Source organism: Candidatus Nitronereus thalassa, assembly GCF_032191465.1.
Classification (GTDB): Bacteria; Nitrospirota; Nitrospiria; order Nitrospirales; family UBA8639; genus Nitronereus; species Nitronereus thalassa.
The window spans coordinates 16,791-29,718 of sequence record NZ_JAQOUE010000002.1 but is presented as its reverse complement, the minus strand read 5'-3'; the positions used below and the strand labels follow the sequence as shown (position 1 = coordinate 29,718).

The window sequence follows — 12,928 nt, the reverse complement described above, 5'->3', positions numbered from 1 at the left end:
ACTGTCATATGGAAAACAGTGTGAGAGGGACGACGGATTTTCCGATGAGTAGCAAAATAAGTTTCGCAAAACCATTCTGCAATGCCTGGGTTGAGAAACGGTTGGTTGTTACATCCAATCTCGGCCTTCCAAATCCTCAACCTGACCCATCCCCAGATCCGTTTCCTCATCCTAAACCCCCGCTTCCGAATCCAAAGCCGCCGCTTCCAGATCCTCCGCCACAACCGGTTCCGCCTATTCCGCATGTAGGTGGTAATTAGGAAAATAAAAAAATCGTACCCCAAAGTTCCATTGTGGATTGAGACAAACTTTTGCTCCTGCATTAAGGAATTAAAGTAAGTTTCGTGGTTAAGTCGGAAGGTCCATAATTGAATCGATTACGTGGAAAACCCGTAAGAATGTGTCCGGGAATTACAAGGGTAGGTGCAATGCCTTCCAGGGTTTTTGGTAGTTCACTTCACCGCTTTCTCCTCGTAATTTAGAATCTTGAGAACTCGTGAAGGCTAGTGCAACCTGCCCCTTCGGTTTCAACAAGAAGGTTTTCAGGAAGCCTCCATAAGAATGAGGACAGTGGGTAACCGGAATATACAAGGGCTAAAGTTCGAGTCTCCTAACAATGTGGACTACGATGGTGCGCATTGTTTTAAAATGGAGGACAGGACATGGTATTCCCTGATGTATTATTTGTTTTGGAACAAGAATGAGAGTTTTCCATGTCTGACAATCCCTCTCACAAGAAACGAGAGAAAAATCGGGGAGGAGAACTCAAAGATTACTGGTCTCTTTTCTCCCTTATCTTGATCACTGCGGCCGCCGGTACTGCAATTACCTGGAACGTGCAGGGCGGCTGGTTGCAGTGGATGCATTACTTTATGGGATTCTTTTTGTGCTGTTTCGCCATGTTGAAAATCTTCAACCTTTCAGCATTTGCTGATGGATTTCAAATGTATGATTTAATTGCCAAGCACAGTCGAGCCTATGCGTATATCTATCCATTCATCGAACTGGGGTTAGGATTAAGCTTTCTCTCGTTTCTTGCGCCTGCCGTGACCTATAGTGTCACAATCATTGTCATGATCATCGGTACACTGGGTGTGGTGTCCGCGTTACGAAAAGATCTGGATATCAATTGTCCGTGCATGGGCTCTGTCCTTGACGTGCCATTATCGACCGTCACCTTGACAGAAGATGTTGGCATGGGAGTTATGGCAGTTGTGATGCTCACCCTGACTCCGGGTATAATGTGACGGATAACTATTCGTTCATCAAACCATGGGAAAGCGTGCAAATGCGGGTACCTGTCGTGACAATCCTATTCATGAATTCGAGACATATCTATCTCCGAGATCCAGAAGAGACCAATTCCGTGTACATACACTATGATCTGGTCGAGGAAGTTTAAGTTTTGTGCACGAACCATTCGAGCGGATTTAAAATATGACCACGAAATATACGCGGGTACTCATCGTCGATGATCATGTCCTGGTATTACAAGGACTACAACAGCTTCTTGACGCAGAATGTGATGTTGTGGGTACGTCCACAAATGGACGGGACTTCCTACGGAAAGCTCAGGAACTGCAACCGGATATTGTGTTGCTAGATAAGCAAATGCCTGATGGAGACGGATTTGCATTCGCTCGTGAATTGAAGGCTCAACAGCCATTGGTCAAAATTGTTTTCGTCACGATGCACGAAGACCCAACGATTATTACAGAAGCCTTTCAGTTGGGTGCGATGGGTTATGTGCTGAAACAATCCGTGGGAAGTGAACTTGTTCGCGCCATACAAGAAGTGTCGAGGAGCCGTTACTATATGTCTCCACAGATTTCCGAAGAAGTCAGAGAAACCATTCTTGCGAAAACCGAAGGCATACCACTTGAGGAACTCAGCGGCCGATTGACTCAAAAACAGAGGAGGGTTCTTGGACTCATTGCTGAGGGGTACACGGCAAAGGAAATTGGGTCCACCCTAAAGATTTCGGCTAGTACTGTGGCCTTTCATAAAAGCAATATCATGCAGGCCTTAGGTGTGAAGACAGCGGCCGAGCTCACGAAGTATGCCGTCACTCATGGAATCACCTCTTTGAATTCTTAGTATTCACGAGTGAATTTTTCCGACTTCCGGTTGCCACGCATCAACATCATGTGGCTCATGCACTAGCCGCGTCTCGAGCATACTTCGGTGAGTGACGGATCCAAACTCTGTCCGGTTTAAACAGCACCGCATAGGCTTTGTCCTCGACCGAGGCATTATCATCGGATTCGATAAGTGCAAAGTTTCTGATTACGTATATTCAATGCCTTTGTGAGAGCGGATACACCGATTGGTGCATTCTTTTCTTTCATTACCCCACCGTGCTTCAGTGGTCTTATTTCTACCTTTATTTTTTTTGGCAGGCTTGACATATCGCCTGATAGAGTTCTTCCGCAGGACAGTCTTTTTTTAGATGCTCCATGGCTCCTGCCTGTAACATGAGGTCGCGTTGCTCTTTATCTTCATTGATGGATAGCCCAATTACTTTGAGGTGAGGAGCTTCGTTGAGAATGTGCCGCGTCGCATCGATGCCATTGACCTTGGGCATATTAATGTCCATGACGATTACATCAAGTTGAACGGCGCGAGCCAATTCAATGGCTTCTTGCCCATTTTCTGCTTCGGCCACCACTTTTAGGTTGGTATAATTCTGTAGAAGACTCCGTAGACCTTCTCGGACCATGGCCATATCATCAACCAACAGAATTCTCACGATTTCTGATGAAGGAAGGTGATTCTTCTGGACCGGAGTTCTGATGTCTGAAGGGATGAGTGGTTTTGATTGGTTTTTGTGCAAGGGCACGATGAGAGTGGCGCGTGTCCCTTTTCCCGGTTGCGAGTCAAGATCGAAACACCCCTGGAGTGCCTCGAGCCGTTCCCGAATGCTAAGTAATCCGAATTTCTTCAAATTGTCTATGGTGTTCAGTTTAAACCCCTTGCCGTGATCCTCTACGGTGATGTTTAGGTGGTCTCCGGGGCCTTTCGATAGTGACACAGTAGCATGTTTGATCTCAGCATGCTTCGCCACGTTTATTAACAATTCCCGCACAGTTTGATACAAAAGAATGGCGACATCATCGTCAAAATCTACAGACTCCACCGTGTCATGAATTTCAACCGTGAGGCCATATTTTTTCATTTGTTCGCCTAGCCATCTCACTGCTTTTGGCAGTCCGAATTGATACAGCACTTGAGGACTGAGCTCGGCGATGAGCGACCGCGTATACATTAACGATTCATCAAGCATCTGGTCCGAACTCTTAAGCAATTCCACGACTTCCGGGCTTGGTTTCAAGGTCGTCGCCTGTCCAAGCTTTATGCGGGACACGACTAGTAATTGGGCCAGATAGTCGTGCAGTTCTGTGGCAAGACGGCGGCGTTCACGATGTTCGGTCACCGTCAATTCTGCCGCCAGTCTTCGTAGGTTCTCGTGGGATCGGCGCACCTCCAGTGTTCGCTCTTCCACGTCCGCTTCGAGGTTGGTTGTAAGCCGCTTCAATTCCTGTTCGACTTCTTTTTGCTCGGTAATATCTCGCATGATGCCGTCGTAACGAATGAGTTCGTTCTTCTCATTGATGATTGGCATCCCATGGTCTTTCACATGGCGAATGCGCTTAGAATCCTCATGCAGGATTCGATATTCACATATAAACTCTGCCCGATTCGCAATGGCCGACCGAAAAGTCTGCAAGGTCCGTTCGCGATCATCAGGGTGGATCGTACTCGACCAGTTTTCAGGATTGTCATAGAACGCTGATGGGTCGAGGCCTGTCCATTCTTTTACTCTCTGAGAGATGAATGTCGTAGTGGCTGTCTGATCCGATAAGGCCGAGTACACCACGTCGGGAAGATGCTCAATCAAACTTTCGTATTTTTTGCGACTTGCTTGGATCGTTTGTTCTGCCTGATTTCGTTGAATTGCATTTGCGAGAATAGTGCTTATGGTTTGTAAAAAATTGACCTCATCGTCAGAGAACACGAGCGATCGCGTCGAATGTACCCCGAGGACCCCAAACGGGCGTTCCCTCATTCCTGGAATGATGCAGCTAATCCCACTCTTTACCCCGTGATCGTGCAATAAAGTTGGACCGTCAAAGCGGCTGTCGGTGCGTAAATCATTGACTATCACTGGACCTGTACTCGCTAATGTAAATCCAGCTTGAGTCCGTGCATCCACCGCCACTCTGGCATGACCAACCAGACCTTCATTCCAGCCCATTCCTGCTCGCAGAAAAAATGTTTGCTTGTTTGGTTGCAATTCAAGAATCATACAATACTCCACCTGAAGCGTCTCAGTAATGAGCGTTACCAGGCCCTTCATAAGGGCATCAATATTACGCTCTATGAGGGCTCGCTGACCGAAATCAGCGATTGCTGCCTCTTGGCGAACGCGTGCGGCCAAGATTGTCTCGAGCTTTATCCTTTCAGACATATCAACAATGGAGGCAAGGACCATTTTCCCACTCGGGGTGTTAATGGGCGTCATTCTGATGTCGATTGGTACTTCCTCGCCATGTTTATTCCAGGCGTAGACATTTCGTCCGGTCCCCAATGGTTTGGTGCGAAGTGAATCAGCGCGTTCTTTTTTGTCAAAAGAAAATAACGCTCTCATTGGCTCAGGCAGAACCGTTTCAACTGGTCGCCCAATCAATTCATCCCGACTATATCCGAGCAGTTCTTCAATTTGCGTATTCACCAGGGCGATGTTTCCTTGTTGATCGACTACGAGTTTTCCGATTGGACTTCCATCTACGATGGATTCTAAAGTTTGCTTCTCATGGGCTTGTTGGCCAATCCACTTGGCTGTGATCCAAATCGTTAAAATACTAAATCCGCGATTAACCACAGCCTTCCACCATTCTCCGGCAAAAGGCGAAAGGAATAGCCCAACGAGTACCAAAGTCGTACCTACTCCTGCGGCAATCAGTGGCGCTCGAGGATCCGGCAATCGGCCCGCTATAAATACGACAACGGCGTAAAACAACCCAATGGAGATGCCGAGTTCAGTCAACCAATCAATAGAGGCAATCACCAGGGTCATGATGGTGCAGAGGGTGAAGAGCACAACCGGCTGTTGAAAAAGACCAGATAAGCGAGATTGAGATGAAACTGTAGGCGGTGTGCTCTTAGAAGTTACACGGGTTTGATTCTGTTGGTTCTTAAGTTCCATAGAATCCAGTGTTAGTGAAGTCTGTCACCGAAACGTTAAATGATTTTTGGGAACACATGGATCTAGAATTCTAAATGAGAAGTGTTAACCAACACAATGGGTATGCTCCAAGGTGTCGGTGGGTTAGTTCTATAAAAGTTAGACTCAAGGGTTATGACCAGTTTGGATGGCAAAAAATCCCTGTATAGTTGAATGCATACAGTTGTCCGGAAGGGTCGGCTTGGTTTGCAGCCCCAAGCCGTTATAAGAAAATTACTGTTTTGAAGAGACTAGGGCAGTATGAGGAAAGTATGGGAGTCCCGCGTGGGTGCTTGGGAACACTTTTTTTTGATTGTGAGGGATTTGGTTGCCGATGTATTGGTTAGAGCGATCATTAGATTTCCTCCGAGTCAGGATCGGTTGTTCTGTTGAGAACTCTCAGCCAACAATTTGTGAATACATTCGATGCGTTAATTGAAAGTCCGAATGCTCATCTATACACGAGAACCACGCTGTCTCATTTCACCAAAGTAGGTTCAGCGATGTTCGGCACTTTTACACGAGATTTAGATGAGCCGCATGTTTTTCCGTTTTTTTGTCCGGGAGCAGCTGACTCATGGCGTTAATTCTCCTTGTCGATGATGACCCTGACGTCCGAGAGGTCTTGCGAAAGGATTTACAACAGGAAGGACACGAAGTTGAGGAAGCCGCAAACGGGCAGGAGGCACTTGTGGCCTATCGTCAAAATCCCGCTGACCTCGTGATTACCGATATTTTTATGCCAGAAAAAGGCGGGCTTGAATTGATCACGGAACTACGCAGTGAATTTCCTAATTCGAAAATTTTTGCCATGTCTGCGGAATTACCTCAACGAAAAGCCAACCCGCTCAAAATAGCTGAAGTGTTGGGGGCAATACGTACCTTTGAGAAACCCATGTCTTTGAGGGCTTTGCGTGGTGCTATTCGTGGGGAAATTAAGTAAGAAAGGAAACAATATAGAAAAGGTTAGGATTCTACAGAGTCACCAGACCATGGGCGATGGCATATTTGGTCAATTCGGCCGTTGTCTGCACATGGAGGCATCGCATGAGACGAGTTTTATGAAATTCTACGGTTTTGAGAGCAATGCTCAGGATTTGGGAAATTTCCTTGTTCGACCGTCCTTCCGCTACAAGCTGGAGAATCTCCCGCTGACGTTGGGTCAGGGAGTCTGGTGATAGACCATGCTGTGGGGAAGAGGCCTTGCCTGCTTGGGTCGCCGGCTCCTGTGCCAAAGATGGGGTCACATAGTTACGTCCAGCGGTGATTTCGTGTAGTGCAAACACGAGTTCTGAAATAGCAGATTCTTTGAGAATATATCCACAGGCTCCGACTCGGAACGCTTCTTCAACGAATGTTTTGTCATCATGCATGGTCAAGAAAACAATCTTGATGTTTGGTGAAATTTTCTTGACTTGGCGTACCGCGTCGAATCCATTGAGCAGCGGAAGCGAAATGTCGACTAAGGCAATGTCTGGTTGAAGTTCCTGAATCATATCCAAGAGAGCCCGTCCATCTCCCACTAACCCCACAAGGTCAAACTCGGATGCCAGTAATTGCTGAATGCCTTCAGCAACGAGAACATGATCGTCTGCTAGTACGATGCGAGGGGGGGGCATGCGGGCTACTCCTTTCATCGGCATCGAAGAGAATCAACGTTGCATCCCTCCAACCGTTCAAATAGGTAGAATCTCGGATGAATAATACCAAAAAATTGGAATCGGTCTCCAGGCTGCGAGATTTTCAATAGTAATTCCTCGCCGAACGATGAAAGCCATTGAGGCGAAGGAGCTAGTCAGATCCCCTCCCTAGGGATGTTTCCAGTTGTTTAGACGTATCGATCATCTAGAATGAGACTGCATGGTGGATGTTACTGATTCACAGCCTAATCTAGGAAAGGACCGTGGCCAGCTTTCCACATTCACCTACACTCAAACAATGGGAGGTTATATGATGTTGTCAGCTGATCCTTACAAAGCCAAAGAGTACAATCTCAGTGGTCTGAATGGCATTTCCGATGAATCATTGGAAAAGCATTTCTCCCTCTATGAAGGATACGTCAAGGCGACAAATAAGCTCAACGACCAGCTTGCTACATTTCTTCAGGATGGAACCATTGATCAAGAGGAAATGCCTGCCTATTCCGAACTGACCCGACGTCTCGGATTTGAATATAACGGCATGATTCTCCATGAATATTACTTTGGAAATTTGACTCGCTATGAAACCGGGGATCCCGCACCGTCTTCCGTTTTTCTTGAAGCGGCCACGGCTAGCTTTGGAAGTTATCAATTATGGAAAACCCACTTTACCGGAGTTGCAAAGATGCGTGGGGTGGGATGGGCCGTCTGTTACCAAAATCCGGCCAATGGGATGCTGTCCAATCATTGGATTACCCTCCATGAAACCGGAAATGTCTCGGGATTTATTCCGGTCTTGGTGCTTGATGTCTGGGAGCATGCCTATATATGGGATTATGCTCTTGCAGACCGTCCGAAATACATCGATGCCTTTTTCTCAAATATCGATTGGGATACGGTTGAACAGCGGATGAAATCCAACGTGTCATCCCTTGTCGAGGCATAATCTGGCACCTGCTGACGATCACGCTACATGATCGAAACATGTGAGGTATAACGGCAAGCTATAAGGGTCAGACTCCATGGTCGGTACAATCATAGAGGCGGATCGACATGACACCAACGGGGAATTCTGCCGAAGTGTTGATTGTGGGGGCTGGCCCAACCGGACTGACCTTAGCTTGCGATCTCGCTAGACGAGGCGTCCCGTTCCGGATCATCGATCAGCAGGAACAGCCTTCTCAACATTCTAAAGCGCTTGCCATCCATGCGCGAACGTTAGAATGCTTCGAGCAGCTTGAACTCACCGACGACCTATGCCGGCGTGGACGTAGAATTCACGCACTCAACTTGTATGCAGATGGCCAATGCATCGCTCGTTTCGATTTTCAACACTTAGACACGCCCTATCCGTTTGCTTTGGTGTTGCCCCAAAATGAAACGGAACAATTTCTTATTGAGCGACTCACCTTACTGGGCGAGAGGGTCGAACGACCGAACCAGTTGGAGACCCTGGAATTCCTTCGGGAAAACATCATGGCCATTATTCAAGATCCAAGGTCGAATCAGCGACGAGATCCTCAGGCAGTCTCGTGGGTAGTTGGATGCGGTGGTGCGCGTAGCGCGGTCAGGACATGTCTGGAGATCCCGTTTGAAGGAGAACGCTATGATGAGTCTTTTCTCCTTGGAGATCTCACGGTAAACGGAGACCTTCCTTCAGATGAAGCCCATGTCTTTTTATCGCCCAACGGTGTACTGCTGGCTATTCCTTTGCCTTGGGAGGATTGCTATCGATTAGTCGTAGATGAAACTCATCAGTCTTTGCGAAAGGTTGATGCGGATATTACTATCCAAGACTTTCAAGACTATTGGAGGCAACGTGTGGGGAGGGAATCTGGAAGTCGCAATGTTCTCAGTCAACTCTGCTGGCATTCACAGTTCCGCATCGCTCGACGTCTTGTCAGGTCTTACCGCAAAGGGCATGTGCTCCTCGCTGGGGATGCCGCGCATGTTCACAGCCCTGTCGGTGGCCAGGGGATGAATACTGGCATACAAGATGCGTTTAACCTCGGATGGAAACTGGCATTGGTGAGTGGGGGATATTCACGTGAGTCGCTGCTTGACACGTATGAGCAGGAACGGCGACCTGTGGCTGCCTCACTCTTGTCGGGGACCCATTGGGGAACGAAATTGATTACCTTGCGACATCCTGTTTCGCGGTGGGTCCGAAATCATCTAGTGACGCTCGTAAGTCAATCTCAAGTCTTCCAACAAAGAATGGTTCATGCCCTTGCGGAACTCGACACTCAATATCCGCAGAGCCCGATTGTCCGTGCTCAACAGATCAATACTACGGTCAAACAAAAATGGAAGACGCGCATTTTTTCCGGTCGTGGAGCGTTGAATGCAACAGCTCCTCCCGATGTTGGCGAACGTGCTCCGGACGTATCTTTCCGACAGGCAGACATGAAGGTCTGTCGGTTATCTCAATTCCTACGGAGCCCTCACCATACGATGCTAATCTTCATTGGTCGAACACTACCTCGAGAATCCCAACCCATGTTGGAAAATCTTCATGACCTCATAGGGAAGGCCTTTGTCCCTAACGTCCGTATTCTCGTTGTGCAAACAGCAAACGATCAATCTAACCTGCATCCTGAATGTTCCATTATTCGGGATAGCGATGGAACGCTTCACCTTCGAAATGGTGCGGATCTAGAGCAGTGTTGTGTCTATGTGATTCGTCCTGATGGGTACGTGGGATACAAAAGTCAACCAATTGAGGTCACACAACTTCAACAATATTTTTCCAAGATCATTCTTTCGCCTAGCAGTTGATTGGCTTTCAGTCTTCCCTGTTTAAGTATTGTTCCATTTCCCGATCCATTCCTTCCTGACATTTTTCAAAATCCGCATCAGCCAACAGGCTATATAATGTGTCCAGTGCCAGCTTCTGGGTGAGTGGGGCGTCAAGATCGGGAATCTTCCCCCGCCGCATTTCCGACCATTCGCTTTCTGTGGGGGCATAGAACACATCTTTGAACCCGGCTGCTTCAAAACGTCGGACCAGTTGGTCACCATCTTCGAGATTCTGATACTCGGTAGTTTTTCGATATTCGAGTAGGAATTCCACGAACTCCGGTTCAATGGTATAGAGGCGCGCGATGTAATCGGCTCCAAGTTTGGAGACAATGGTTTCCGGAATCTTCAGTCGATCCTCATAGGATGTGTCGAGCTGACTCTTGATGTCTGCGGGAGATACCTCTTGCTGTTGCAGGAAATCTCGAATGACTTGACATGGAATCGTATACACATCGCACCCAGCCGTCTGAACAACACTGTGCCAATCCCGTAGGCTGGCGACGATGAGCTGAGTGTGGGTTTGGTGTTTGCTCCTGAGGCGGATGAGTTGCCGTTGTGCCTCAAGAGTCACGTGGGCACCCAGAAGTTTCGCGTGAAGCCCTTGATCCAACCGGCCCATAAAAACGTTGGTTCTGGTCGCATTGCTTAGAAGTGCGGCAGCGACAACTTGTCGCGCAGAAAATGTCGACGTGAAGTTTACGGGAACCCCTTTCTGTTCGAGGTCCCGTGCCACAAGGAAACATACGGGCGCATGAGGGGTAAACGGGACCTTGACCAGCGCACTGGGGACCACGGTTCGCAGAATGCGCCCAATGTAGTGGGCCCTATCGGGACTTGCCATCAGCCCCATGTGCAATTGCAGGCTGACTTCCCATGAACGACTGCTTGCAAACGCGCGAATCATATCGTTGCCGATTCGGCCGCACACAACCGCGTACAGCCATTCGACCATTTCATGGTTGGTCTTCGCAGGATTTTGTCCACGAAACTCTCGAACCCATTCAATCAAATCATCCTGTTCAAGGTATCGATGGATGACCTTCGCTGCTAGTGGCTGATTGACCGTGTTTCCATCAATTTCTTCAATAATCGTGTCTTGTTCAATCTCAATAATTTTTCGTAATTCTTCACTGTCAGCCGTATCTGCATACACGTGGGATGTGCCGGCAGATTTGAGTGCGCCTAACAGTGGAGCGCTGATGATTTTTGGTTTTGCTGCAAATCCCGTAGTGTGTTCCAAGGCCATTAATTGGTCTCGAAACGAATCCAGCATCAATTGGCTTTTCATCATACGACTCCTTTACATGTGGCATAGGGTGGTGCCTTGATTCTGATACCGATTATGGGTCTACTCACTCCCGAATACTCCATCCGCAAAAGACTGATTTAGGGGAAATTTCGTTGCTAAGCTCTCCCCACTTGGGTCTCAATAGTCTACGCTACTTACCCCCTTACTTTGTCTGGGTCCCCTTCGTTTTTTGCCTTATAACAAAACCGCTTGGTGATCACTACTGTTAAAAACCCTTAATCGGTAGATTTCCACTACCAGGGTGACATGGTCTCGAGAAGGTTCGTTGCTCCGGCTGAAATCGTCCTTACAGCGGCCCTCGGAAGGCAAAGAGTCCAAGTAGTGGACCGAATCTTCTTTAAAAGCTGCCTCCAGGGTTTTTTCCAGGTGTTCGGTGGGAGGTGATTGGTTAGAATCTTTCTAGAAGGTACCATTCATCACACGGCTTATTCGCAAAAGGAGGATTTATGAAACGATCGATATTAATTGTGAGCATGGTCTTACTGTGGGTCAATCCCTCTTGGGCGTTGTTCGATATGTTCACGGACGACGAACAGAACAAACGAGATCTTTCCGCCACAGCAGAAATTACCCTTCAAAAAGCCGTCATTCATGCTGTGAACGAAAAACCCGGGAAAGTAGTAGAAGCTGAGCTAGAAAAAGAAGGGGACCGACTCGTCTATGAAGTGGAGATTTTAGGGGATGACGGAAAATTTTATGAAGTGTACATCGACGCAAAATCAGGCAAAACGGTTAAAATGGAAAAAGATTAATTCTGTTTCTCTATAGGGATTGTGCAATCATAAAGGTGGGTATGACGCCGACGGTTCAGCGACCTTAGCAGAGAATGGGGAGCTGTGGGAGGTTAAAACCATTAAACTGGAATGTGAGAGCACGCACTATAAATAATAAGACAATGCTCCCTCTCTTTCGATTTATCCTGACCGCATGAACAGCTATTTTCTACGCGACTTTTTAGTTAATGGGGGATCTTAAGCTCTTCGAGCCTCAAGCCCAAAGGTAAGGAGTTTTCTTTATGGCAAATATCAATGCATCCTTCTCACCGCTTTCACGAACCGACCAGTTCCATGCGTTACTCAACCAATTGGAAATCCTTAGTCAGGGGGAGATTGAAGAAGACGCCCTTGCCCAGTTCGACCGAGAGACAGAAACTCTTTTGGCTAAAACTTTTGGAAAAGCCAACCCGCACATGGAAACGTATCAATATGCCGTCATGGGCGAAGCGGAAGCGGTCGTCAATTTGCCCGAATCGGCTCAAGAACCATTGTCACAGGATCTATTTATGAAAGCCGTTCAACAACGGCGGCAGTTGCTTCAGGGTATTCTCCCCCAGTTAGAGGAATTGGAAGCTGTTGAGGAAGAGGCCTTGGCCGGGGAGGATCATGAAGATCCGCCCGGGATGCCCACTTAGGGGGAAGTTTTTGATTCATGCGAGAAAATACATCGTACTATATCGAAATCAGGAAGGATAAATGATTATGGCTGATTCGTCTGTACAAAAAGTGAGTGCTCACCATTCACCCAAAGGCCCCTTGGGACAAACATATCTCGCTTCTGGCAAGACCATCGCGATGCGGTTATGGGAACATGAGCCATGTGGACAGCCTCAATCACCCACACAGCGGGATTATGAAACCGTGGGTTATGTGCTTCAAGGTCGAGCAGAGCTACAGCTCGAAGGTCAAACTATTCTGCTCGATCCTGGCGATTGTTGGGTGGTCCCAAAAGGTTCAAGTCATAGCTATACGGTTTTGGAAACCTTTACAGCAGTCGAGGCCACGCATCCACCTGCTCAGGTTCATGGTCGGGATGAGATCCAAATTCCTTCTTAAGCGCGCAACCTGCTGATTTTTGTGAAGGTTTGGAAAGTATTTCCTGTTTGAACTATTAATAGATGTTCCCTCATTCATCTCATGCGGCCGGCTTTGTGAACTATGGTAGTCTGGAAAAGGC

11 protein-coding genes are annotated in these 12,928 nt (G+C 47.6%); 8 read left to right on the top strand and 3 right to left on the bottom strand.

What is annotated here, in order from left to right:
- The first annotated feature begins 713 nt into the window (after window positions 1-713).
- Together PPG34_RS15305 and PPG34_RS15300 are read left to right on the top strand one after the other, a co-directional pair.
- Window positions 714-1,247, top strand: a complete 534-nt coding sequence (locus tag PPG34_RS15305; RefSeq protein ID WP_313834312.1) for a MauE/DoxX family redox-associated membrane protein — start codon at window positions 714-716, stop codon at window positions 1,245-1,247.
- A 190-nt stretch (window positions 1,248-1,437) separates the two neighbouring features.
- The gene (locus tag PPG34_RS15300; protein ID WP_313834311.1) at window positions 1,438-2,097 is read left to right on the top strand and encodes a response regulator; all 660 of its coding nucleotides are present in this window, start codon (window positions 1,438-1,440) and stop codon (window positions 2,095-2,097) included.
- A gap of 286 nt (window positions 2,098-2,383) precedes the next feature.
- Here the strand turns inward: PPG34_RS15300 and PPG34_RS15295 are convergent, their stop codons facing one another.
- On the bottom strand, window positions 2,384-5,206 hold the full coding sequence (locus PPG34_RS15295; RefSeq protein WP_313834310.1) for a PAS domain S-box protein: 2,823 nt from the start codon (window positions 5,204-5,206) through the stop codon (window positions 2,384-2,386).
- A gap of 595 nt (window positions 5,207-5,801) precedes the next feature.
- On the opposite strand from PPG34_RS15295, the gene PPG34_RS15290 reads away from it, so the two are divergent.
- A complete protein-coding gene (locus PPG34_RS15290; protein ID WP_313834309.1) occupies window positions 5,802-6,167 on the top strand; it encodes a response regulator in 366 nt (121 codons plus the stop codon).
- Between the two features lie 31 nt (window positions 6,168-6,198).
- Here the strand turns inward: PPG34_RS15290 and PPG34_RS15285 are convergent, their stop codons facing one another.
- Window positions 6,199-6,843, bottom strand: a complete 645-nt coding sequence (locus PPG34_RS15285) for a response regulator (protein WP_313834308.1) — start codon at window positions 6,841-6,843, stop codon at window positions 6,199-6,201.
- A gap of 331 nt (window positions 6,844-7,174) precedes the next feature.
- Here PPG34_RS15285 and PPG34_RS15280 point away from each other — a divergent pair, with 331 nt between their 5' ends.
- Both PPG34_RS15280 and PPG34_RS15275 read left to right on the top strand, forming a co-directional pair.
- Window positions 7,175-7,810, top strand: a complete 636-nt coding sequence (locus tag PPG34_RS15280) for a superoxide dismutase (protein WP_313834307.1) — start codon at window positions 7,175-7,177, stop codon at window positions 7,808-7,810.
- 107 nt (window positions 7,811-7,917) lie between these two features.
- Entirely contained in the window at window positions 7,918-9,642 is a 1,725-nt protein-coding gene (locus PPG34_RS15275; protein ID WP_313834306.1) for an FAD-dependent monooxygenase, read from the top strand.
- A 7-nt stretch (window positions 9,643-9,649) separates the two neighbouring features.
- Here PPG34_RS15275 and PPG34_RS15270 read toward each other — a convergent pair whose 3' ends face one another.
- Window positions 9,650-10,957: a transaldolase family protein gene (locus tag PPG34_RS15270; protein WP_313834305.1), complete on the bottom strand. Its 1,308-nt coding sequence runs from the start codon at window positions 10,955-10,957 to the stop codon at window positions 9,650-9,652.
- 464 nt (window positions 10,958-11,421) lie between these two features.
- Here PPG34_RS15270 and PPG34_RS15265 point away from each other — a divergent pair, with 464 nt between their 5' ends.
- From PPG34_RS15265 to PPG34_RS15255, 3 genes are all read left to right on the top strand, one after another.
- A complete protein-coding gene (locus PPG34_RS15265; protein WP_313834304.1) occupies window positions 11,422-11,727 on the top strand; it encodes a PepSY domain-containing protein in 306 nt (101 codons plus the stop codon).
- Between the two features lie 263 nt (window positions 11,728-11,990).
- A complete protein-coding gene (locus PPG34_RS15260) occupies window positions 11,991-12,386 on the top strand; it encodes a hypothetical protein (protein ID WP_313834303.1) in 396 nt (131 codons plus the stop codon).
- Between the two features lie 67 nt (window positions 12,387-12,453).
- Window positions 12,454-12,807 (top strand): cupin domain-containing protein, encoded by a 354-nt coding sequence (locus PPG34_RS15255; RefSeq protein ID WP_313834302.1) that lies wholly within the window; start codon window positions 12,454-12,456, stop codon window positions 12,805-12,807.
- Window positions 12,808-12,928 lie beyond the last annotated feature (121 nt).